We start from the raw sequence: 23,916 nt of genomic DNA on the forward strand, positions 1-23,916 counted from the left end.
GGATGATGAGAGCATTTTCGATCGCCGACGGGCGTCTGAGCGAGTGCGAGCTGGAACACCACAATGCAGCGGAAACGCTGCGTGAGGTGGGCTGGATCGACCTGCAGGAGCCCAGCAGCGAGGAGCGCTGGCTGATCGAATCGCTCTATCCGGAGAGCCTGCCGGAGGCGCATGAGGTCGAGGAGATCGAATCCAGCTCGCGCTACTTTATCGAGGGGCAGGATATCCATGTCCACTCGCTGTTTCTCTATCAGTCCGAGGGGCGCCACCACACCTCGACCGTAGCCTTCACGCTGAAGCCGGACCGCCTGTTCAGTATTCGCGATGTGGAGCTGGCAGATTTCCGGCTCATGCGCCTGCGTGTGCGCAGAGGCTGGGTCGAAGCGGCAACTCCGCTGCAGGTATTGACCACGCTGTTCGATCAGAAGGTGGACAACCTGGCGGACCAGCTGGAAGACTTGCATCGCAGCTTGGAGAGCGTCAGCTCACTGGTTCTGGAGAATCGGGTCAGCGGCGAGATGGAGGAGTCTCTGGACAAGCTTGCGCGGCTGGAGGACAGTAACGGCAAGATGCGTCTGGTACTGATGGACACTCAGCGCTCCATCTCCTTCCTGCTGCGACATATCCGCCAGAATCCCGATGAGCAGGAGAGCTGCCGCGAGATTCTGCGCGACCTGGACACGCTGATGTCCCACGCCACCTTTATGTTCGAGAAGATCAACTTCCTGATGGACGCGGCGCTGGGTTTTATCAACATTCAGCAGAACCAGATCATCAAGACCTTCTCCATCGCCGCGGTCGTGTTCCTGCCGCCAACCCTGGTGGCCAGTATCTACGGCATGAACTTCGAGCAGATGCCGGAACTGCAATGGCTGTTGGGTTACCCCTGGGCACTGGGGTTGATGGTCCTGTCGGGGATCGCCCCCTACTGGTATTTCAAACGCAAAGGGTGGCTCTGAGCCACCCTTGTCCGTTCTGCCTTATTGCGGCATCAGCTATTCATCTTCGATACCGCGCAGCATGCGCCTGATATAGAGCCAGAGTACCAGTGCGATCAACGGCACCGCGCCGCTGAGGATATACAGTGCCAGGTCGAGCATGTGCTCCACCTGAATGGTGTTGCGTAACGACCGCTCGATCAGATCGAAGGCGTAGTAGGTCACCACGATGACGGTAAAGCTTTCCAGTTTGGCCTGCAGGCGCAGTTGGGATCGTGCGCGACCGCTCAGGGTTTTCAGCAGGTCGCGCATCTGCTGTTCCGTCGACAGATCGACCTGAGAGCGGATCATCTGGCTGGTCCGCGCTATACGTTTCGACAGCTTCTCGATCCGCAGCCCCGCTGACTGGCAGGTCAGACGTGCAGGGTCCGCCCGTCGCTCCATAAACTGCTCGATGGTCTGCAACCCCTCGATGCGCTCTTCGCGCAGCTCCTCCACTCGCTTGTCCAATAGCGAAAAATAGGCTTCCGTGGCGGAAAAACGGTTGGCGGTAGCCGCCGCCAGGGCTTCCACGCTGGACGCCAGATTGGTGAGTTCATCAAGCAGATCCGCCGGCTCCTCCGTCGACAGCCGTGCACTGAGCCGCGCCAGCGTCTGGTCCAGATGGGTAGTGCGCGGCATGGCGCGTATCGCTTCGGGCAGCGCCAGCAGCGCCATGTGGCGATACACCTCGATTTCGCACAGGCGCTGCAGCAAGCGTCCGCGCTGATAGGAGGCCAGCGAGATATCCTGCACCAGCAATCGCGTCAGGCCGCTGTCCCGGCGGTGATGAAAATCGGTCCACACCTTGGCGTAGCCGCCCATCACTTCGGAGCCGACGATCTGGTGATCGAACTGGCTGCGCACCCAGTCGTCCACATCTTCCACGTCGGATGAGCAGATCAACTCGCAGCCGCACAGAAACGCCCCCTGCAAGTTCGCAATACGTGACTGAAATCCGGACGGTAGCTCTGTGCTGCCGAACCGATAGGCAGTCAGCGTATAGAACTCGTTGTGCGCTTCGAATCTGAGTGCGCAGACATCGTTACGACAGAAAAAGAAGGAGGCGAGCGGCGCATCGAACAACCCCATCTCATGAGCAAGATTGACCACCTCTCGCTGGACACTGCTCAGTTTGGTCTGCTCATCGATGACCACGCCGATATGGATCAGCGACAGCGGCGAATAGAGCTTCTGAAATGGCCGGGCGTGAACCTCACTGATCACTTGCTGACGTAGCGGGTGGGTCCTCATGGACGGAACATCCTTCTGCGGGCATTAGACTTTCGTCGTATAATGCCCCAGACACAGCAGCTCTGTCTCTACCTTATGCGCAGGAATTGGCCGCGAATACAGGTAGCCCTGCCCGATGTCACAGCCAGCCTCCTTCATGAACCGGCCCTGCGCTTCGTTTTCTATCCCCTCGGCCACGGTTCGCAGTCCGAGATAGCCGGCGAGGTCGATAATCGCCCGGACAATCGCTTCGTCGTGGTTCTTACCCGGCACCCCATCGGTAAACACCTTGTCGATCTTCAGCTTATCGAGCGGAAAATCCTTGAGGTACGCCAGCGATGCGTACCCGGTACCGAAATCATCCAACGCGATGCGGATACCGAGATCACGCATCTGCGCCAGGCGCAGCGCGGCCTCGGCCGGATCCTGCATCAGAATACTCTCGGTCAGCTCCAGCACCAGGTAACCGGGCTCCAATTCGGTGCGTGCCAGTGACTGTTTGACCGTGTCGATAATCTCATCGGTAAACTGCTTCGCCGACAGATTCACCGCCATATTCAGGCTCAGCCCGAACGCCTCGTTCCACTCCTGGGCCTGCCGGCATGCCTGCTCGAGCACCCAGTTGCCGATCGGGACGATCAGGCCGGTCTCCTCGGCCAGCGGAATGAACTGATCGGGTCCGACAAAGCCGTAATCGGCGCTATTCCATCGCACCAGCGCTTCGAAGCCGGTCAACGTCGCCGACTCCAACGCCCATTGCGGTTGGTAAAACACCTCCATTTCGCCACGAGACAGCGCCTGGCGTAGCGCATTTTCCATCCCCAGGCGACGTTTTGCCCGGGCGTTCATATCGGCGGTATAGAACTGGTAGTTATCCCGACCGCAATCCTTGGCATGGTACAGCGCAGCATCCGCATTTCGACTCAGGTGCATGAAATCCCGACCATCCTCGGGAAATACGGCGATGCCGATACTGGAGGTAACGGTAAGATTGCGCCCGGCCAGACTCAGCGGCTGCTTGATCAGATCAATGAACCTTTGCGCCAGCTGCGCCAGATCCTCCGCCTGCCCACAATCGGGCAGCAGGACAACAAACTCGTCGCCGCCGACACGGCTGACCGTGTCGGATTCTCGAACCGCGCCCTGCAAACGTCCGGCGATCAGCGTCAACAGGGCGTCGCCGGCCTCATGTCCAAGTGAGTCGTTGATATTCTTGAACCGATCCAGGTCGATAAACATCACGCCAAGGGCGGTGTGCTGTCGCGCACAGCTAGCCAGCGCCTGACCGGCACGATCGCTCAGCAGCCGCCGGTTGGGCAGCTCGGTCAGCGGGTCATACTCGGCCAAGTGACGCAGCCGCTCCTCGCTCTGCTTGCGCTCGGTAATATCGATCAGTGTCAGGATCCGGTTGGCCAACCCACCCTGTTCATCATGTACCGCGGTTATCGACAGCCAGGCCGGATAGAGCTCGCCGTTGTGCCTGCGATTCCAGACCTCTCCCTCCCAGTATCCCTCTGAGGTCAGATCAGGATAGTCGCTGCTGCCATTCGCCGAGGCCCCATCCCGATTGAACAAAATCGACGGTTCCCGCCCCTTCAGCTCATACAGGGAGTAACCGGTAATACGCGTAAACGCGGTGTTGATCGCCAGAATTCGGTTGTTGCTATCGATGACCATCATCCCTTCCGCTGCCGTCTCAAACACCTTGGCGGCAACGCTGAGTTCGGCGGCACTGTCCCGCAACGCCATCTTCTGCGTCTCGATATCGCTTTGGTAGAGGCTGAACAAGCGGATCAGCCAACGCGACAAGCCCAGCGCGAACAGCAAACCCACCAGCGCCAGCAACACAAAGGCCGGAATCATGCTTAGCAGGTTGGAGCGCATAAACTTCCGGGTGTTTTCTCGCTGCGCATCTATCGCCTCAACCAGGTTCGAGTTGTAGACACCTGCTACCAGGACCCAGCCATACTCGGGTATGCGCTGCACCAGCGAGACCTTGGGCTCCAACTGATCGGAGCCGGGACGGTGCCATTCATACTCGACGAACTGCCCCTCGACGGTGGCGTTCTTCAGCAGCAGGCTGCCGACATCGGCGTAAGGTTGCGGCAGTTCCCGGTAGTGTTTACCTTCAGCCTGGGGATAGGCCGGTGAGCTCAGCACACCGCCCTCTTCCGACAACACCGAGAAGTAGCCGCTGTCGCCAAAACGAAGTTGCGCCAGGCGCTGCAGTGCGCTCTGTTTGAGATCGTCTTCAAAACGGTAGACATAATCGCCGGCACCGATGATCCAACCCAAAGGCTCAAACAGCTTCACATAGGCGATCTTCTCGCGCATCTCCTCCCGGTTGCCTGGCGCATACCAGCGATAGCGCGAAAAACCGGACCTCTCCGGATTGTCGACCGCATCGATCAGACCACGCATGATGTAGTGTCCGGTATCGTCACGGTTGTCGATCAATGATCCACCTTCAAGGTGCGGCGCGGTTGGCAGCAGTACACAACGCCCCTCCTGGTCATCGATGAAGTAGTACCCGCGGCCGTGGAAAAAGCGGATGTCACGCAGTGTTTCGCGAATCAATGCTGCGGCACTTGCCGCACCGTGAATACCGACCTCCTGCCGATAGATGGCGTTTGCGATTGACCAGGCCTGTTCAACCTGACTCTTGGATTCTTCTCTGAGCTGCGTCTCCGCCTGCGCATAGGTGAAACGCAAATCATCTACCACCGAGTTCATTTCACGGCGAAGCAGCTGTTTGTTTTGCTCGATGATCTCCGCCTCTATGGCGGCAAGACGACGCTCGCTTTCGAAATAACTGCGTCCCAAATAGAGCGCGATGACCAGTAATGCCATCAGGGTGACGATGGAGGTCAGCCCCCAGGTCTGGACTCGGATAAATTTACGTGCGTTGATCTGTTGCGACATGGCCACCTGCGCCAACCGACCCGAACCGAACCGGCAGTTTTACTCTTTAATGGCGCTCCGTGCCCCACCCCGACATATGGAAGATCGTCATCAAACGATGACGGCTGACCAATCTATCAACTTTCCAACCTAAATAAAATTGCACATTTGTCGCTATTGTCCATTTTTCACGCTCAAACCGATCCACACCTGCCTCAACGCGTCCTCCAACCGCCACAAATGCACGATTGCGTCTGTAGGAAAGCTGACAATACGACAGGAACAACCAGCTGGAACATGCACAACAAATCATTAACTATCTGTTTTTTTATAATTTTTCTAATTATTTATAACTCGGTCACATTCTTGCTAGCACTTAGCAGAATTGAAACGAGGATTACGACGATGTTGTTGAAAAAATATGAAGAGCAGTCTTTGCTGTTCAACACAAACTTTATCGAAGACACCAGCAATGGCGGTGTCGCGTACCGAGGCGAGCTGGTGATTCAGGAGGGTGAAGTCGCCGACGCCCAGGGTCGTCGCAAACCGCCCATTTCACTGCTGCTGGGCGCCGTTGTGCTGGAGCAGAGCGACAAGATCAAACTACTGGTAGGCCTTTTGACCGATCTGGCGCACCTGGAACTTCTACTGGAGAAGTATGGTGCCGACCTGGCTGACGACCTGTGTTCAATGATATTCGTGCGCAATATCGGCAGCGCGATGGTCCTGGACGCGCTCGGCAAGACGTTTTTCCTGATTCCGCTCGACGAAGGGATCCCCTGGAACGAGGCGATCGATGAACTGGCGCTGGAAAAGGGCGATTTCAAGGGGCAATCCGCCGGCGACAAGCTGGTCACCCTGTACAACGAAATGAAAGGCTACCGTGCCAAAGGCGAAACCCTGAGCCTGGAAGCCGCACTGGGTCAGACCATCGAGGTCAAACGCACCGCACGCGGTCCGGTCTGAATCGGGCCCGACCCGGGCATAGCGTCTGGAGCACCGGGCGGGCATCCCTGTCGTTGATCGGGTTGCCTGCCCTTTTTTGCTCCGAACGGGCAGGTGAATAACCCATGAAGGTCAGGCCATCTGCGCCTGTTGCTGAAAGCCGTTGTACAGCTCTCGCACGTTGTTACGCACATTGACCACGTTGGTGTGTTTTGACGAGAGACAGATCAGTATCTGCCCCCCCTCCAGCATAAATCCGCTGACCCGCTTGTCGCCGATTTCCAGATGGGCTTCGTCATGAGCCGAGCGTAGCTTCGATGCGTTGGTGAACACATAGATGAACGCTTTTTTGGCGATCGTTTCATGGTGGCGACGGGCAGCAGGAAAGGTGGACGACAGCACCTGATCCCCCTTCAGCAGGCAACAACCCTCGATAAAATCCAGCTCATCAACCGCTTCAAATAGTTCATTCATTCTCGTTTCGACTCCATTGCAGCAAATCGGACGCCTGTTGCTGAACGACCATCAGGCTCAACCCCTTGTCCGAACACAACCCGAGCGCCTGCTCCTCCTCCACGAAGACCGACAGGGTTTCCTGCTCTTCACCGCAGAGCATGAAGTTGTCGATTTTGCCGAGAAACGCGGCTTTCTGTTCCAGTGCCGAAACCAGATTCACCATCGCCTTCAGCAGTGCCTGACTCTGCATGCTGGCCACGTTGGAATCGATCACCTTGCGATCGCCGCCCAGGTGCATGGCGCCGGTAATGCCGCGTGTATTCACCGCCGCATCGATCAGCGAAATCGGCTTGGCCGCTTCGCTGCTGACAATCTGATCGGGAATCGCGACCGCTTCGGGCACGGTGCTGTTATCGGCCAGTTTTGCCGCCAGCGCCGACCAGTCGACCTCGCGCTCGCGCCGGCCGACAACCTCTTTGACCAGCTTCAACACATCTGCAGGGTCGCGCGCGTCCACAAACATCACAGTGGTAAACAAGCCCATACGCTTGAGCTGGTTCATATAGTAGTTGTAATCGGGGTTGGCCCGTACATCCGAGTGCGTAACCGCGATCACCAGGCGCCGCTTGACCAGGTAGTCACGGAACTCGTTGACATAGAAACGGATATCCTTGAACGGGTCGGTGCGGGTGTTGTCGACCATGAGGACCAACGCCTCCGCATCGGCCACCAGATCACTCATCATCAACTGCCACATGAACCTGAAACGCTCCTGCCCGGGCGTACCGTACAGATGCAGTTTGGCGTTATCGGTCAGTTCCAGAACGCCGTAGTCCATGGCGATGGTGGTTCTCTGTTTACGACGAATCACCGAATCGCTGACCTTGGCATCGGTATCCACCGTCTCGATCTCACTGAGAGAGCGAATGGCGGTGGTCTTCCCCGAACAGACCGAGCCTGTGAACAAAATCTTGTAATCAGCCATGGTAATCCTCTTTCGCGTCCGGTCCGGTACAGCACTACCGGTTTTCAAGCGGCATCAAACCCGCGTTTAATGCAGCGTCGATTCTTAGCGTAAACGGTCCAAGTTGCAAGCCGGACGGCGCAGCGATCGGCCCGCAAGCAACTTTTGTAGAGCGAGATCAACGCGCATACCACCACCTGCCACCGATTGATCCTGCCGCACAGGCGCGGCACTGCCCTGACCCGCAGTCAGATCGCACACACAAAGCTTCATCCTAGATCAGACCCCACTGTTCATAAAGGAGTAATTGACCTTTATCGACCGCTAACCGATGATTTCAGGCATCCCCCATGCAGCACCCAAGGAGAAGAGATGGAGTTCGCTATTCAATACTGGCATTGGATCGTCTTTGGCATGTTGCTGATTCTGGCAGAGCTGGTCGTCCCAAGCTTTACCATCTTCTGGTTCGGCTTGGGCGCCTTCATCATCGCGGCGCTGCTTGCCCTCTCGGTGGAGATCTCGTTGAGCTGGCAGTTGCTGATCTGGGCACTGTCGTCCACCGCCTTCACCCTGCTCTGGTTCCAGTTTTTCCGTCCACTGATGCGTGACCACACCAAGGCCGGTATCGCCCGTGAAGCGATCCGTGGCGAATCCGGTCAGGTGATCCGTGCCCCGGAGGAGGGACAACGCGGAATAGTGCGCTTTTCCACCCCGCTGCTCGGTGACGATGAGTGGGAGTTTATCTGCTCTGAGCCGGTCAGCCTGGGCGACCGGGTGTTCGTGCTGGAGCTGTCCGGCAATACGCTGATCGTGGAAAAACGCTGAATCTCAACTGACTGCTCTCAATTCACTGCTGACTGCTAACTACTAACTGCAAGGAGTCCTGCTCATGTTTATCGATGGATTGGTAATGGCATCCGTATTTCTGGTGCTGGTGATCGTCACCCTCGCTCTGGGGGTCAAGACGGTCCCACAGGGGAGTAAGTTCGTGGTCCAGCGCCTGGGCAAATACCACCGCACGCTCGGCCCCGGCCTCAACTTTATCTTTCCCTATATCGATTCAGTGGCGTACAAGGTTACGACCAAGGATATCGTGCTCGATATCCCCTCCCAGGAGGTGATCACCCGGGATAACGCGGTGATCATCGCCAACGCCGTGGCCTACATCAACATCGTCTCGCCGGAGAAAGCGGTCTACGGCGTCGAGGATTACCGCATCGCGATTCAGAATCTGGTGCAGACCTCGCTGCGCTCGATCATCGGCGAGATGGATCTGGACGATGCCCTCTCCAACCGCGACGCGATCAAGGCGAAGCTGAAAACCGCCATCTCCGATGATATCGCCGACTGGGGGATCACGCTGAAAACGGTGGAGATCCAGGATATCAATCCATCGGAAACCATGCAGAAGGCGATGGAGGAGCAGGCCGCCGCCGAGCGTGGCCGCCGCGCTACCGTTACCCGTGCCGACGGCGAGAAGGCTGCCGCGATTCTTGAGGCGGAGGGTCGACTGGAGGCTTCACGTCGCGACGCCGAGGCCAAGATCGTCCTCGCCGAGGCAAGCCAGGCCGCGATCGAGAAGGTCACCTCCGCGATCCAGCAGAACGAGCTCCCGGTCATGTTCCTGCTGGGTGAACGCTACATCGATGCGATGAAAGAGATCTCCACCTCCGACAACAGCAAGATGGTGCTGCTGCCCGGCGACATCCCGGCCGCAGTGCGTGGCATCATGGGCGGCCTCGGCCGCTGACGGCGATTCACCCCGGCGTCGCGACCAGATCCGGCGTCGGCACGCTGAACAGATAGCCCTGGGACTCATCGATGCCCAGGGCCTCCACCACCTGCTGAACCTGTGCACAATGGACATGTTCGGCCACAGTGCGGATCCCCACATTGTTGGCAAAGAAGGCGATCGCCCGCACGATCTCGTAGCTGGTGCGATCCCGATCGATCTGGCGTATGTACTTGGCATCGATCTTGAGCACATCGATCTCCAGCTCCAGAATGCGCTCGAAATTGGAGTATTCGGTACCGAAGTCATCGATGGCGAGCAGATACCCCCGCCGCTTCAGCTCACTTAGCTGCTGCGCCTGGTCCTGTTTGACGCCACTACTGACCCCCTCCAGCAGCTCCAGCGTCAACTGCCCGGGCGAGACCCCCTGGCGGGCACAGCTTTGATCGAGGAAGTCCGGCAGATAGCCGAGCGAGAGATCCTCCTCGGTGATATTGAGCGAAAGATGGTGATGACTGCCCGACACCGCCTGCAGCGCCTGTTCGATCAGGGTACGCGTGATGGAGGGCATCAAGCCACACAACTTGGCCACATGCAGAAACTCGCCAGGCGAGGCGACGCCCTCGTCATGATGCAGGCGTGCCAGCACCTCCCATCTGGATATCTCGCCCGTACGGTTGTCCCGGATCCCCTGATACCAGGGCCGGATCCCGCCCGATCCAAGCGCGTTATGCAGGCGCGAGTTCCACTGGATATAGTCCTCCTTGCGGCCACCATCCAGCGCTTCGGTCAAGGCGGAGTAGACGTGTACCCGGTTTTTGCCCTGCTGCCGGGCCCATTTCAGTGCCCGTATCGCGCGCCGGTAACAGTCGCGCCCCACTCCGACACCGATATTGAACGACAGGTAGAGCGACAGATTGCCGATGCAGAAGGGCTCCGTGCGGAAGTGCTGCTGCAGCCGCTCTATTTCGCCCGCTATACTTTGCTCCGCCAGATCGTGATAAAGCAGTGCGAACTCATCGGCATTGCTCCTGAATACCTCGGGACGTGCAGGAGAAAAGCTGCACAGCCTGCGTGCACTTCCGCGTAGCAGTTCATCGCCAAAGCGGATGCCGTAGACGCTGTTGATGTAGCTGAGATTGTTGAGATTCAGCAGCAGCAGGACCGGGCTCTCGCCGGTTTCGATCAGCGCCCGGTTCAATAGGCCGACATGGGGCAGTCCGGTGAGCCGATCCTGGTCCATCATCCTGCTGGTGTGCTGATGCTCCAACTCCAGACTCTGCTGTGGGATCCGAGAGCAGGTCATAAAAGTCTCCCTAATTGGAGCCGGCTCTTATCGCCGCGACCGCTTGTCGGTTGGTAGGCGGGCTAGGCGTGTTAAAGATTTACAACGAGCGCATGGAACCGAATCGCCCGACATCACCGAGCTTATTTGGAATTATCACGTGTTGGTGTTGCCGATATCCATCGCCTAGAATCTCCTGTATCAGACGTTACTACAGCGCTTTCAGATTTTAGCGTCTCTCTAGGTCGGTATTACGGAAGTCATTCACGGGTTTCCTTGATTACCGTATTTGCATGCTGACGCCCAGAAATATAGTCGTACAACCTGGCGCTACAGCATTCATACCCCCTAAGAGACCAGACACAACAATCTGATTACGCTGCAATAGCATTCACGAGCCCGATGATCGCATCCATATGAGTGATTGTCAACACAGCAAGTATTCAAATGAGTGATTTCTGGGACCGACTGAAAGAAGAACGCATACGCTTGGGAAAGAGCCAGGAGGCATTTGGCGCAATTGGAGGTGTCGCCCGGAATGCCCAACATAATTATGAAAAGGGTGCTCGTCAGCCTGACATCGGTTACCTGGCAGCAATTGCTGCAGCCGGCGCGGATATACAATACATCATAACGGGCATACGCTCTGAAATATCCTATCCGACGCCATCGAGCGCGGAGCTTCAGCTGGTTGATCACTACCGAAAGTGTTCTGCCGATGGTCAACAGCATCTTTTAGCCATAGGCCAGGCTCTGGCTTGCATGTCTGAGAACGGGAGGAATAAGCGTTAGGGCGTGACACCCGTGACTACTGAACCTTGTGCCTGTCGTTTGGCTCAGGATGAGCTGCAGGTTCACTGAACAGATAGCCCTGGGAGTAATCGATACCGAGGGACTCGACTACCGCCTGAACCGCCTCCGAATGCACGAACTCCGCCACCGTCTTGATGCCGGCGTTACGTGCAAAGAAGACGATCGCCCGGGTGATCTCGTAGCTGCGTGGATCGGTGTCGATATGGCGGATATAGCGGGCATCGATCTTGATGTAGTCCACATCCAGTTCAAGGATGCGCTCGAAGTTGGAGTATTCGGTGCCGAAGTCATCGATCGCCAACCGGTAACCGCGCTGCTTCAGCTCGCGCAATTGCGGCAGATGGGCACGTGTGGCGCCACTGCTGACCCCTTCATGGATCTCCAGCACAACTCGCGAGCGCTTGATGCCATAGACTCTGGCGATCTCGTCCAGATGATCCGCCAGATAGCCCAGATCCAGATCTTCACTGGTGATATTGAGGCTGAAATTGAAATCGGTGCTTGCCATGCGAGCAAAACTGGCGGCAATCATCTCCCGGGTCAACACCGGCAACACACCGGACAACTGGGCCACCGGGATAAACTCCGCCGGCGAGTGGATCACACCATCACGCTCCAACCGCGCCAGCACCTCGAAACTGTCGATCCGGCCGCTAAAGTTATCGCGTACCCCCTGATACCAGGGCACGACGCCTTTATTGCGCAACGCGTCGTGTAACCAACCGTTCCAGTGGGCAAAATCAAGCCGTCTCTGCGGCTGAGGCTCATCGCTCTCACTGTTATAGAGGTGGAAGCGATTCTTACCCAGTGAACGCGCGGTCTTCAGTGCAATCAACGCCCGCCGCATCAGATCCGTACTGCCCGACACCCCACCGAAGTTGAAGGTCAGGTTGAAGCGGAGTTGGTCGACATTAACGGTGCTGGAAAGAAAGTGCTGCTGGATACGCAGGATCTGCAACTCCAGATCGACCTCTTGAGTGAAATGAACGGCAAACTGGTCCGCATCTATCCGGAACAGCTCTCCCGGCAGCGCCAGTCCGCACAGCTCTTGTGCTACCGCCTGCAGCAGTTGATCGCCCACTTCGACGCCATAGGCGGTATTGATGTAGCTGAAGTTGTTCAAATTAAGCAGCAACAACGCCTGATCAGGCGCTACCGCATCGAGCTGCAACTTCAACTTGGCGGTATTGGGCAACCCGCTCAGCGGGTCATGCTCCAGCGCCCGAATACGCCCTTCGCGCTCGCTCTTCAGCTCGCTGAGATCGGTAAAGACGGCGACGTAGTTGGCGATCTGCCCCTGATCGTCGCGCACCGTATTCACGGTGAGCCATTGATCCAGCAGCGAACCATCGGCCCGCCGGTTGATCACCTCGCCACTCCAGCGGCCGTTAATCCCAAGCTCGCGCCACATCTGGTCGTAGAAAGCGCGATCGTGCAGCCCTGAGGCCAGAATACTGGGCGCCTGCCCGATCACCTGGTCCGCCCGGTAACCGGTGATCGCCTCGAACGCGGCGTTGACCTCCAGGATACGATTGCCGGGATCGGTAATGATCACCCCTTCGGAGGAGTTGCTCAATGCGGTGGCAAACAGCTCAAGACGTTTGGCGTTTCTCTGTAACGCCTGTGCCTGCTCCTCGCGCGCCAGCACTAGGCTGATCAACGAGGCACCGACCTCCAACAGGCGTATATGAAAGGACGAGGGCTGACGGTGTTCGAATGAGGAGAGCGCAAAGGAGCCGATCGGACGCTGCTCGGCATCCCGGATCGGCATCGACCAGCAGGCGCAGAGATTGAAATCGTAGGCGAGCTGACGCAGGTCCTGCCAACGCTCGTCGGTGTAGGTATCGGTGACGAATACCGGTTCGTTCCGGTACACCGCATTACCGCAGGAGCCACCACCCGGGCCGGGACGCAGCCCGCAGAGAGCATCTACCCCCTCTTTGGGTACCGATGGTGCGGAGATTACGTTGAGCTCACCGCTGGATCGGTCCAGCAGCATGACGCTGGCCAGTGAGTTGGGCAGCAGCGCCTGAGCCATTTCACAGGCACGGTCGATAATCGTGATGAAGTGGCGGTTTTCCGCCACCAGGCGAAACATCTCCTGCTGCAGGGCGAGGAGCTGATCCAGCTCCTCGACACTGATCTCGAGCTCGGCCTGCGGTCTATTGACCGGGTCGACTCCCGGTGATTGTTGCTCAGATCGCTCGGACATCTACCTGCACCCGCTACGCCTCTCCCTATCGTGTTCTGTCGATAGTAGCGCCCGCCGGGCATCTTGCCCAGCCACACTTAGGGTACAGCGCTATCGCCAGATCAGGCGTTCTCGATCGCTTCGCAGGCTTCCAGCGTGTTCTGCAGCAGGCAGGCAATCGTCATCGGGCCCACACCACCCGGCACCGGGGTAATCGCAGCGACACGCTCATAGGCGGATTCGAAGTCCACATCACCGACCAACTTGCCGGTTTCCAGGCGGTTGATGCCTACATCGATCACTACGGCGCCAGGCTTGAGCCACTCGCCTTTGACAAAATTGGGGATACCGACCGCGGCGATGACAATATCGGCACGCGCCAGTTCGCCGGGCAGATCCTGGGTCTTGGAGTGGCACACGGTCACCGTGGCCCGCGCCATCAGCAGCTCCAGCGCTACCGGACGACCGACGATGTTGGACGCACCGATGACGACCGCGTTCTTGCCCATCGGGTCGATGCCGTAGGCCTGCAACAGGCGCATGCAACCGTAGGGGGTGCAGGGACGCAGGGTCGGCGCCTTGCCGGCCAGACGCCCCAGGTTGTACGGGTGGAAACCATCCACATCCTTTTTCGGATCGATACGCTCGATCACCGACTGCACATCGATCTGCTTCGGCAGCGGCAACTGCACCAGGATACCGTGGATCTCAGGATCCGCATTGAGTTGGTCGATCAGTGCCAGCAGTTCGGATTCGGGTGTTGAAGCATCCAGACGGTAGTTACGCGACAGATAACCAACCTCTTCACAGGCACGTACCTTGCTGCCGACGTAAACCTGAGATGCCGGATCCTCGCCGACCAGCACCACCGCCAGCCCCGGCGCCGGCAGGCCCTTTTCACGACGCTGCCTTACCTTTTCGGCAATCTCTTTGCGCAGCTCAGCGGCCACCGCCTTGCCATCGATACGTTTGTCGACTGTTTCGCTCACACCTTTCTCCTCGAAGCGGGGGCTTCGCACCTTAAATAGACTCAACCGGCATACCGGCGGACAGATGGCGCGCAATTTTACAGTGTCCGGCGCTTACTCGCACCCTTGACGGAGCAGTCAGTAACGAACAGGCATAACTAAACGCTTTATTGCAGGCAAAATCGGCTAACCGCAGTAACAAAAGTCTCTGCCGCCCGGGCTAAGGAGCAGATCCGGTTAGACCTGGGTGTTATCTGAGGCGATCTCCTCATCGCCGTAGAAACAGTAGTTCCGCCGTCCGGCATTTTTGACCTGGTACATGGCGCTGTCGGCACGTTTGAGCAGATCATCCGCATTGTCGGAATCTCTCGGGTAGCGTGCGATACCGATCGAGGCGGTCACCCGCCCCTCAGACCGATCCAGTTGGAAGGGTTGCGCCAGCTGCTGCAGAATCTTCTCCGCAATCTGTGCAATGGCCAAAGGGCAACCGGTATGTTGCAGAATCAGAACGAACTCATCGCCCCCCAGACGCGCGGTGATATCACTTTTGCGCACGCACTCCGTTATCCGCCGCGCCGACTCCTGCAGCAGCAGATCCCCGGCATCATGGCCGAAGGTGTCGTTGATGCTTTTGAAACCGTCAAGATCGATGAACATCACTGCAAAGGTGTGGCCACCCTGAGTGGCATGACGGACCTGTTGATACAACAATTCGCGAAAATACTTGCGGTTGGGCAGGCCGGTCAGATCGTCGTAGTTGGCCTGGTAGTGAATCCTCGCCACCCGCGCCTTGTCATCGGTGACATCCTCTTTTAATGCCACGAAGTGGCTGACATTGCCCAGGGCATCGCGTATCGGCGAGATGGAGATAAGTTCCCAGTAGGGCTCGCCGTTTTTCTTTCGATTACGCAGTTCGCCTTTCCAGATATTGCCACCGGTGATCGTCGCCCACATCTGCTCATACACCTCGATGGGGGTCTCGCCCGACTGCAGCAGGCGCGGGTTACGCCCCATCACCTCCTCCACGGCATAGCCTGTCACCTCGCTAAATCGGGGGTTGGCATACTCGATACGGCCGTTCCGATCGGTGATCACGGTCGAGACCGGGCTGTACTCGACCGCCTTGGTCAGGGTATGCAGTTCCGCCGTGCGCTGTTTGACCAGAGCGTCCAACTGCTGCTTCGCTTCCGCCAGGGAGAGCATATGGCGGCGTACCTGCGACAGACCGAACAGCAGCATCAGCGCTACCAGCAACCAGATCCCGGCATGTGCCCAGATCAGGCGATGCAGACTGGTCTGCTCGTTCTGCAACAGAGGTGTGGCGGAGTAGCTGACACTGAGCCCACCTCGGATGTCGCCTATCCGATACCCCTGGTGCGCATGACACTGCATGCACTCGGGCTCAACCAGCAGGGGTGCCATAAAACGTACCATTTGCTCTTCACCTTCACCGATCAACTCAAGCCGCGTGTTCTCTCCATGCTCGAACGCCTGCAGGGCGCGGGTTTCCCAGGGGTCCGCCGCGTTTCCCGGATTCAGCGGCTTCAGGCTGGTCAGGTGCAGGCGCACATCGCTGATCTCTTTGACCACATCGGCAAGCTGGCGGGTCATATAGGCGGGGTTGAGCAGGGTCAACTCGACGCCGTCGGTCGAGGTCAGATCGCGCTCGGGAATCTGTAGATAGGGATTGGGCTGCGTATTGTCATCGACCAATGCGTACACCCCGCCATGACGCGCATTCCACATCCGCACCGATTCGACCACCTTAAATACGAACTGGGCGCGATTCGCCGCCAGGTCGAGGGTGTAATGCTCCAACCTGTCCCAGTTCCAGCTGAAGGAGGCCAACACCAGCGCACTCCAGATGATCAGCGGCAGCGGCCAGTACTTGGTTTGCAGGACAAAGTGTTTCATATGCGCAGGTTTGCCTTGATCTCGATACGGCGGACAGGCGGTCGAAAGATGTAGCCATTGTGCTACAAATCAACCAACCGCCACCTTAATTTGGATCAACGCAACGCGGGGAAAGTGGGCCTGCTGATAAACTGCTCGACGAAAAAATTCGATTGACTGCACCCCGTTTTGTGATAGCGTACTAGTACATGAATACACCCTATCTCGACGAACTGCTCGATCACCTGCTCGAAATGCGCGACCGCGCATCCCTGGAGAAGGCACTGAGTGAACTGCTGACCCCTTCGGAGTTGACCGAGGTGTGCAAGCGCCTGCAGATCCTGCGGCTGCTCGAAGAGGGGGTGCCGCAACGCGAGATAGCCCGCCGGCTCGGCGTCGGCATCGCCACCGTCACCCGTGGCTCACGCGCCCTGAAATCGGAAACACCCTGAACCGGGATATGCCAGATACCATGACCAAACCCGCCAAAATAGAACTGCCGCGCAAGCCGCACTATGTCACGCTGACTGCGGATACCGACTTCTTCGGCTTGTTCAAGAAGATAGAGAAGCGCTTCGATAACTGCTTCATGCTCGAGTCGCTCGGCGAGGAGAGCTTCATCTCCCGCCACTCGATCATCGGTTTCGACCCGGAGCAGATCCTGTATGCCACCGAGGGCGCCCTGCATATCGAACAGCGCGATGGCAGCCGGGAAACCTATCCCAGCGACAACCCCTACTACCTGCTGCGCGAGATCGTGCCGCAAAACATCATCTCGCGGAAATACGCCGGCGGCCTGACCGGCTATATCGGTTACGACTGCATGAACTACTTCGAGCCGACACTGAACCTGCAGCACAGCGAGATGTTCGACGTGTTCCGCTTCGGCGTGTTCAAGGATGGCCTGATCCTGGACAAGATGACCGGCGAGGTGATCTATTTCTACTACACCGACAGCCGCATGGAGTTGATCGAGTCGATCCTGGCCGAGCCGATGGCGGAGAACGGTCCACTCGTTATCACCCCAATGGGCGAGACGATGACGCAGGCCGAGCACGCGGCGGCGGTGATGAAGGTGAAGCAGGACATCATCGAGGGCAAGATATTCCAGTGCGAGGTAGGCTTCAAGAAGCGCTTCAAGCTGGAGGGCGACTGCATCGCCATCTATGAGCAGCTGCGCGAGGTGAACCCGTCACCGCAGATGTACTACGTCAAGTTCGGCGAGCAGAAGCTGATCGGCGCCAGCCCGGAGCTGTTGTTCCGCCTGCGCCAGGGCGAGATGGAGACCTTCCCGCTGGCCGGTACCACCCGCCGCGGCAAGGATGAGGTGGAGGATACCCAGCTGGCCCGTGCCCTGCTCAACGATCCGAAGGAGATCGCCGAGCACAACATGATCGTCGACCTGCACCGCAACGATATCGGCCGTGTCGCCCGCTTCGGCACGGTCAAGGTGCGCAGTCTGATGGATATCAAGCGCTTCAGCCATGTGCAGCATATCTCCAGCGAGATCGTCGGCATCATCGCCGAAACCGAGGACATGTTCTCGGCGCTGGCCAGCAACTTCCCCGCCGGCACCCTGACCGGGGCGCCGAAGATCGAGGCGATGAAGATCATCGACGATCTGGAATCGGATGGCCGTGGCCCCTATGGCGGCGCCGTCGGTCACTTCTCCTTCAACGGCGACTGCACCTTTGCGATCCCGATCCGCACCGTATTCGCCAACGGCGAGAACGCCTATGTGCAGACCTGCGGCGGCAACGTCTACGACTCCAATCCGGAAGATGAATACGAGGAGATCCGCCGCAAGTTCGCCGGTACCAAGAAGGTGCTGGACACATTTATCCAGTCCGAACAGGCATGAGGGAGCAATGAGCATGAAGGTCTATATCATCGATAACTATGACTCCTTCACCTATAACCTGTACCAGTACATCGGCGAGATCCTCTCCAGTGCGCAACTGAAGGGGGAGATCGACACTTTCGATATCGTGGTCAAACGCAACAACCAGGTCACGCTGGATCAGGTACGTGCGGCCAATCCGGACCGCCTGATCATCTCGCCGGGACCGGGTTCGCCGGAGGATCCGGCCTACTTCGGCGTCTGTGCCGAGGTGATTCGCGAACTGGGGCCAACCATTCCCCTGCTCGGCGTCTGTTTGGGTATGCAGGGTATCGTGCATGTGTTTGGCGGCAAGGTGGTCAAGGCGCCGCTGCCGATGCACGGCAAGATCAGCCCGATCAGCCATAACGCCGAGGGGGTGTTCAAGAACACCCCCGATCAGCTGGAGATCATGCGTTACCACTCGCTGATCGCCGAGGCGGAATCTCTGCCGGAGTGTCTGCAGGTGACCGCCGCCGTCGGCGATCTGCCACGGGAGAGCTTCGACGATATCGAGCGCATCCACCGGGGTGGCAAGTTCGAGATCATGGGGGTGCGGCACCGTGAATACCCGATTCACGGCATCCAGTTTCACCCCGAGTCCTTTGCCACCGAGGGGGGCAAGGAGTTGATAAGTAACTTTCTGTTTGCCTGATCACTGTCTACCTGATCAGACCGGCCCATGCACCAGGGCTTCGAACTGTTCCACCGGCAAAGGCCGGCTGAACAGGTAGCCCTGGAAGTATCGACAACCGAAGTCGATCAATGCGTTGCGCTGCTCCTCGGTTTCCACACCTTCGGCGATCACCGACAGATCGAGGCTTTGGCCCAGTGCGATCACGGTACGTACGATCGCGGTATCGTTGGTATCGTGCAGCAGGTCATGTACAAACCCCTGGTCGATCTTCAACTGGTCCAACGGCAGGCGCTTAAGATAGCTCAATGAGGAGTAGCCGGTGCCGAAGTCATCCAGTGAGAAACCGACCCCGCGTTGACGCAGGGCTGCCATCTTGTCGATGGTCTGCTCCACATGCCGCACCAGCATCGACTCGGTCAGCTCCAGCTTCAATCGCCGGGCATCTGCACCGGTGAGCTCGAGTACACTGCACAGCTCGGTAACGAAATCCTCCTGGTGGATCTGTACGGCACTGATATTGACCGATATGGCGATTGTACCCAGTACCGGATCATCGGCCCAACGTACCAACTGCCGGCAGGCCTCCTCGAGCACCCAGCGTCCAAGCGGACGAATCAGACCACTGGCCTCGGCAACAGGTATGAACTCCGCCGGCGATACCATGCCCCGCTCGGGATGACGCCAGCGCAGCAGCGATTCTGCCCCGACAAGCTCGCCGGAATCACTGTACTGCGGCTGGTAATGCAGCTCGAACTCACCTTTATCCAGCCCCTTGTGGATACCGCTCTCGAGCTCCGCCCGCGAGCGCACCTGAGCCTGCATCGATGGATCGAAAAAGCGCACGCTGTTGCGTCCCGCCGCTTTCGCTTCATACATCGCCAGCTCTGCCCATTTGATCATATCGTCGGCGCTGTGGCGCTGACGCTCAAACAGCGCAATACCGATACTCGCCGTTGGCGTAAAAATATTCCCTTCAAATTCAAAAGCTTGATTGATCAAGTTCAGCAGTGTTTTGGCCAGGTGCTCGGCCTGGAACAACGCCTCCTCCTGTACGTCATCCAACCCTTCGATGACCAAGACAAACTCATCGCCGCCAAAGCGGGCGATGGTATCCCCCTCCCTGACCCTGAGCTGCAACCGCTCACCCACCAGACGCAACATCAGATCACCGGCACTGTGGCCCAGGGTATCGTTCAAATCACGGAAGTTGTCCAGATCGATAAACAGCACGGCACCGACCACGCCCGTGCGTGCGGAGGTCGCCAGCGCGTGATCCAGTCGCTCAATCAACAGATTGCGGTTGGGCAATCCGGTCAGGCTGTCATAGAACGCGAGCTGGTGAATCTGCTCCTCACTACGTTTGCGCTCGGTGATATCGGTAGACACCCCCACCAACCCAACGATCTCCCCCTTTTCGTTGCGCAGTGGCTGCTTGACAGCCAGATACGTACGCTCCTCCTGACTGTCGAGACGTCGCTGGGTAACCTCATCAACCACGCGTTCGCCATGAAGCATGACCCGCTGGTCCAGCGCACGTATCGCCGCCACCGTATCAGCATCAAAGAACTGTTCGTCCCGACACCCGCACACCGACTCCTCCGGCAACTCAAACAGCTGGGCAACCCGGGTATTGACGTACTGATATCGGAAATCGGTGCCCTTGATAAAGATGGAGGCATCCACATTGGAAAGGATGGTATTGAGGCGACGCTCATTGTCGGCCAGATCCAGAGACTTCTGTTTCACCTTGCGCTTCAGCACGGCTACCAGAGCACCGGCCAGTACCAGGAGAACGGCCAATATACCCAGCCCCCAGAGCAGCGCTTGCGGTAATTGCAGTGTGGGTAACCTTGGCCCCCAGCGCCGTAAAGTCCGGTAGTAGGGGGAGTCTGCATCCTGCTTCCACTCCGTCAGTCTGGCATCGATACGTTGCAGTATCGCTTCCCCCTGCCCCAAAGGGGCAGCGTAAAATAGCCGCACAGGCTGGAACATCAGCGGGGTCGAAACAAGATCAAACGAGGCCGCGTTATACTCGCCATACTGCTGGTTCACCACGGCACCGTCCGCCTCTCCCGCCGCAACAGCGGAAAATGCCTCCTCGAAGGAGTGCACCCCCACCAGTTCGATCTCGATACCGAAGCTCTGGCTGAGGTTGTGCAGGTAGCTCTGCTGAATAGAGCCCTGCAACACCGCAATGCGCCGCCCCGCCAGATCGAGCGGCGACGCCAGGCGCTCATTTCCCCTGGTGAAGAGCTGGGACCAGCTGCGCAGCGCAGGTACCTGGTGAAACGCTATCGATGATCGCCGCTCGCCGCTTTCCGCCACATCCGGCAGTAGATCGATGCGGCCGGATTGCAGATCCTCCAGGCACTCTTTCCACTCGCAGGACACGACGTGCAGATTCCAGTGCTCAGCCCGGGCGATCTCCACCAGCAGATCACCCAGTATTCCGCTTGGCTGGTTCTGCTCCCGGTCGAGCAACAGTTTTGGCGGATTCTCATACACACCGACGCGCAGCTCCTGCTCCGCAGCACTAGACCGGGAAAAGCTCGCCAATAGCATGACAATCAGCACAAGAGAACGCGGTATTCGCATCCTGGCGTACATCAGTCCCGTACCTCTGCATCCATGATTCATCCTGAGCTTGAAGAATAGCAGCATGCGCCCAGCTACAGCCACCACCCCAGGGCCGGACAGCCTGTTCAGGTTTCGGGATGGATCGCACTGGCCACCCAAGTCGCGCTACACTCAGCGGGCCAGTAACCCAACACCGTACTACCTGCGACAAGGAAAGCCCGTGCAACCGATCATCAAGATAGAGGGGGTCGGCAAGACCTACGCCTCCGGCTTCACCGCTCTCAAAGCGATCGACCTGGAGATCCGCCGTGGCGAGATCTTCGCCCTGCTCGGCCCCAACGGCGCCGGCAAGACCACGCTGATCAGCATCATCTGCGGCATCGTCAACGCGACCAGCGGCAAAGTCAGCGCCGATGGTGTCGATATTGTCGACGACTACCGCAAGGCTCGCAGCCTGATCGGTCTGGTGCCCCAGGAGCTGACCACCGATGCATTCGAGAGCGTGCTGAACACCGTATCCTTCAGCCGCGGACTGTTCGGCAAGCCGGCCGACCCCGCCTACATCGAGAAGATCCTGCGCCAGCTATCGCTCTGGGATAAACGCAACTCGAAGATGCTGGCACTCTCCGGCGGTATGAAACGCCGCGTCATGATCGCCAAGGCGCTATCGCACGAGCCAAGCATCCTGTTCCTTGACGAGCCCACCGCCGGGGTCGACGTGGAGCTGCGCCGCGACATGTGGGAGATGGTACGCGGGCTGCGCGAAGACGGCGTTACCATCATCCTGACCACCCACTACATCGAAGAGGCGGAGGAGATGGCCGACCGGATCGGCGTCATCAACCGCGGCGAACTGGTACTGGTGGAGGATAAACACGCCCTGATGCAGCAACTGGGACAGAAGCAGCTGCACCTTCACCTGCAGACCCCACTGGAAACCCTACCCACGAGCCTTGAGCGGCACAACCTGACCCTGAGCGAGGACGGTGCCCTGCTTACCTACACCTTCGATGCCCACCAGGAGACCAGCGGCATCGCCGAGCTGCTGCGGGCATTGAGCGCACAGGGTATCGATCTCAAGGATCTGCAATCCAGGCAGAGCTCCCTTGAGGAGATCTTCGTCAGCCTGGTCAAGGGCCGGAGCGAGTAAGGACAAGCCATGAATATCAACGGTATACGCGCAATCTATCTGTTTGAGATGAACCGCACCCGGCGCACGCTGATGCAGAGCATCGCGTCACCAGTGCTCTCCACCTCGCTCTACTTCATCGTCTTCGGCACCGCCATCGGCTCGCGCATGGGCGAGATCGACGGTGTCGGCTACGGCGCCTTCATCATCCCCGGTCTGCTGATGTTATCGCTGCTCAGCGAAAGCATATCCAACGCCTCGTTCGGTATCTTCTTTCCCAAGTTCTCCGGCACCATCTACGAGGTATTGTCGGCGCCGGTATCGCCGTTCGAGATCGTCGCCGGTTATGTCGGCGCGGCAGCCACCAAGTCGTTGATCATCGGTGCACTGATTCTGCTCACCGCGCGACTGTTCGTCGATTACAGCATCGCGCATCCGCTCTGGATGCTCGGTTTCCTGCTGCTCACCGCACTCACCTTCAGCATGTTCGGGTTTATCATCGGTATCTGGGCCAACGATTTTCAGCAGTTGCAGGTGATACCGCTGATGGTGATCACACCGCTGACCTTCCTCGGCGGCGCCTTCTATTCGATCAATATGTTGCCGGAGCCCTGGCAGACACTGACCCTGTTCAACCCCGTGGTCTACCTGATCAGCGGCTTCCGTTGGGCATTCTACGGCATCTCGGATGTCGCCGTAGCCCTGAGTCTCGGAATGACGCTGCTGTTCATGCTCACCTGCCTGGGGCTGATCTGGTGGATCTTCCGCAGCGGTTACCGGATCAAGCAGTGATCCTGCTCCGACATCCACAAAATCGAATGGCGCGATTCAGCTTCGAACTGGACTCGCGCCGATACTCCCTTTTTAATACCTGACTGAACTCAATCCGCCAGGCAGAGAATCATGATCAAAACGGAATCCCTTCCCAGCCTGACGCTGGAAGCCGCCCAGCTACTGGCCGATGCCGCGCTCAAGCGTGCGACCGAGCTGGACGTGAAGATGAACATCGCCATCGTCGACCGGGCCGGCAACCCACTTGTGGTACTACGCATGCCGGGCGCGCCGCTGCCGGCATTCGATTTCGCACAGAAGAAAGCCTACACAGCCGCGAATTTCAAAGCGCCGACCCTGAACTGGAAAGAGAAACTGGAGAATCGCCCGGTGGTGATGACAGGGCTGGCACAGCATCCGCGTGTAGCCCTGTTCGGCGGCGGCGAGCCGGTGATTGTCGACGGTCAAGTCGTTGGCGGCATCGGTGTCGCCGGTGGACGGGAGGATGAGGACATCCTCTGTGCTCAGGCCGCGCTGGAGGCCCTGGCCAACGCCTGACCTGGTT

General features: G+C 58.3%; 20 protein-coding genes. 11 read left to right on the forward strand and 9 right to left on the reverse strand.

Annotated features, from left to right (window positions below; translation table 11 throughout):
• The first annotated feature begins 2 nt into the window (after positions 1-2).
• Positions 3-959, forward strand: coding sequence for a magnesium/cobalt transporter CorA (corA, locus tag KQ940_RS11710; RefSeq protein WP_217413811.1), 957 nt, complete (start codon positions 3-5; stop codon positions 957-959).
• Positions 960-995: 36 nt separating this feature from the next.
• Here the strand turns inward: corA and KQ940_RS11715 are convergent, their stop codons facing one another.
• Positions 996-2,231 (reverse strand): DUF3422 domain-containing protein, encoded by a 1,236-nt coding sequence (locus KQ940_RS11715; RefSeq protein ID WP_217413812.1) that lies wholly within the window; start codon positions 2,229-2,231, stop codon positions 996-998.
• Positions 2,232-2,255: 24 nt separating this feature from the next.
• Positions 2,256-5,132, reverse strand: a complete 2,877-nt coding sequence (locus KQ940_RS11720) for a bifunctional diguanylate cyclase/phosphodiesterase (RefSeq protein WP_217413813.1) — start codon at positions 5,130-5,132, stop codon at positions 2,256-2,258.
• 384 nt (positions 5,133-5,516) lie between these two features.
• Between KQ940_RS11720 and KQ940_RS11725 the strand changes: the two genes are divergently transcribed.
• Positions 5,517-6,077 (forward strand): hypothetical protein, encoded by a 561-nt coding sequence (locus tag KQ940_RS11725; protein WP_217413814.1) that lies wholly within the window; start codon positions 5,517-5,519, stop codon positions 6,075-6,077.
• 111 nt (positions 6,078-6,188) lie between these two features.
• On the opposite strand, the gene KQ940_RS11730 is transcribed toward KQ940_RS11725, so the two are convergent.
• Both KQ940_RS11730 and KQ940_RS11735 read right to left on the reverse strand, forming a co-directional pair.
• Complete coding sequence (locus KQ940_RS11730; protein ID WP_217413815.1) at positions 6,189-6,530, reverse strand: hypothetical protein; 342 nt, start codon at positions 6,528-6,530, stop codon at positions 6,189-6,191.
• Positions 6,523-7,497, reverse strand: a complete 975-nt coding sequence (locus KQ940_RS11735; RefSeq protein WP_217413816.1) for a GTP-binding protein — start codon at positions 7,495-7,497, stop codon at positions 6,523-6,525. Before KQ940_RS11735 ends, KQ940_RS11730 begins: the two co-directional genes overlap by 8 nt.
• A 351-nt stretch (positions 7,498-7,848) precedes the next feature.
• Between KQ940_RS11735 and KQ940_RS11740 the strand changes: the two genes are divergently transcribed.
• Together KQ940_RS11740 and KQ940_RS11745 are read left to right on the forward strand one after the other, a co-directional pair.
• Complete coding sequence (locus tag KQ940_RS11740; protein WP_217413817.1) at positions 7,849-8,301, forward strand: NfeD family protein; 453 nt, start codon at positions 7,849-7,851, stop codon at positions 8,299-8,301.
• A gap of 64 nt (positions 8,302-8,365) precedes the next feature.
• A complete protein-coding gene (locus KQ940_RS11745) occupies positions 8,366-9,226 on the forward strand; it encodes an SPFH domain-containing protein (RefSeq protein ID WP_217413818.1) in 861 nt (286 codons plus the stop codon).
• A gap of 7 nt (positions 9,227-9,233) precedes the next feature.
• Here the strand turns inward: KQ940_RS11745 and KQ940_RS11750 are convergent, their stop codons facing one another.
• Positions 9,234-10,514, reverse strand: coding sequence for an EAL domain-containing protein (locus KQ940_RS11750; RefSeq protein WP_217413819.1), 1,281 nt, complete (start codon positions 10,512-10,514; stop codon positions 9,234-9,236).
• A 426-nt stretch (positions 10,515-10,940) separates the two neighbouring features.
• Here KQ940_RS11750 and KQ940_RS11755 point away from each other — a divergent pair, with 426 nt between their 5' ends.
• Positions 10,941-11,285 (forward strand): helix-turn-helix domain-containing protein, encoded by a 345-nt coding sequence (locus KQ940_RS11755; protein ID WP_217413820.1) that lies wholly within the window; start codon positions 10,941-10,943, stop codon positions 11,283-11,285.
• A gap of 16 nt (positions 11,286-11,301) precedes the next feature.
• Here KQ940_RS11755 and KQ940_RS11760 read toward each other — a convergent pair whose 3' ends face one another.
• From KQ940_RS11760 to KQ940_RS11770, 3 genes are all read right to left on the reverse strand, one after another.
• Positions 11,302-13,518, reverse strand: a complete 2,217-nt coding sequence (locus tag KQ940_RS11760) for a sensor domain-containing diguanylate cyclase (protein ID WP_217413822.1) — start codon at positions 13,516-13,518, stop codon at positions 11,302-11,304.
• A 101-nt stretch (positions 13,519-13,619) separates the two neighbouring features.
• Positions 13,620-14,486, reverse strand: a complete 867-nt coding sequence (folD, locus tag KQ940_RS11765) for a bifunctional methylenetetrahydrofolate dehydrogenase/methenyltetrahydrofolate cyclohydrolase FolD (protein WP_217413823.1) — start codon at positions 14,484-14,486, stop codon at positions 13,620-13,622.
• 216 nt (positions 14,487-14,702) lie between these two features.
• Positions 14,703-16,379 carry a diguanylate cyclase domain-containing protein gene (locus tag KQ940_RS11770; protein ID WP_217413824.1) on the reverse strand — a complete coding sequence of 559 codons (1,677 nt, stop codon included), beginning with the start codon at positions 16,377-16,379 and terminating at the stop codon, positions 14,703-14,705.
• Between the two features lie 188 nt (positions 16,380-16,567).
• Between KQ940_RS11770 and KQ940_RS11775 the strand changes: the two genes are divergently transcribed.
• From KQ940_RS11775 to KQ940_RS11785, 3 genes are read left to right on the forward strand one after another with little or no spacing between them, the layout of a single operon-like run.
• Positions 16,568-16,810 (forward strand): Trp family transcriptional regulator, encoded by a 243-nt coding sequence (locus tag KQ940_RS11775; RefSeq protein ID WP_036192323.1) that lies wholly within the window; start codon positions 16,568-16,570, stop codon positions 16,808-16,810.
• 20 nt (positions 16,811-16,830) lie between these two features.
• Positions 16,831-18,219, forward strand: coding sequence for an anthranilate synthase component I family protein (locus KQ940_RS11780; RefSeq protein ID WP_246590003.1), 1,389 nt, complete (start codon positions 16,831-16,833; stop codon positions 18,217-18,219).
• Positions 18,220-18,232: 13 nt separating this feature from the next.
• Positions 18,233-18,892, forward strand: a complete 660-nt coding sequence (locus KQ940_RS11785) for an anthranilate synthase component II (RefSeq protein WP_217413826.1) — start codon at positions 18,233-18,235, stop codon at positions 18,890-18,892.
• A gap of 15 nt (positions 18,893-18,907) precedes the next feature.
• Here KQ940_RS11785 and KQ940_RS11790 read toward each other — a convergent pair whose 3' ends face one another.
• Positions 18,908-21,481: an EAL domain-containing protein gene (locus tag KQ940_RS11790; protein ID WP_246590004.1), complete on the reverse strand. Its 2,574-nt coding sequence runs from the start codon at positions 21,479-21,481 to the stop codon at positions 18,908-18,910.
• A gap of 190 nt (positions 21,482-21,671) precedes the next feature.
• On the opposite strand from KQ940_RS11790, the gene KQ940_RS11795 reads away from it, so the two are divergent.
• The 3 genes from KQ940_RS11795 to KQ940_RS11805 all read left to right on the forward strand — a co-directional run bounded on the left by KQ940_RS11795 (position 21,672) and on the right by KQ940_RS11805 (position 23,909).
• A complete protein-coding gene (locus tag KQ940_RS11795) occupies positions 21,672-22,601 on the forward strand; it encodes an ABC transporter ATP-binding protein (RefSeq protein ID WP_217413827.1) in 930 nt (309 codons plus the stop codon).
• Positions 22,602-22,610: 9 nt separating this feature from the next.
• Positions 22,611-23,372 (forward strand): ABC transporter permease, encoded by a 762-nt coding sequence (locus KQ940_RS11800; RefSeq protein ID WP_217413828.1) that lies wholly within the window; start codon positions 22,611-22,613, stop codon positions 23,370-23,372.
• A 111-nt stretch (positions 23,373-23,483) separates the two neighbouring features.
• Positions 23,484-23,909, forward strand: coding sequence for a GlcG/HbpS family heme-binding protein (locus tag KQ940_RS11805; RefSeq protein WP_217413829.1), 426 nt, complete (start codon positions 23,484-23,486; stop codon positions 23,907-23,909).
• Positions 23,910-23,916 lie beyond the last annotated feature (7 nt).

It is taken from the genome of Marinobacterium ramblicola, from assembly GCF_019084545.1.
In the GTDB taxonomy this organism is placed as follows: domain Bacteria; phylum Pseudomonadota; class Gammaproteobacteria; order Pseudomonadales; family Balneatricaceae; genus Marinobacterium_D; species Marinobacterium_D ramblicola.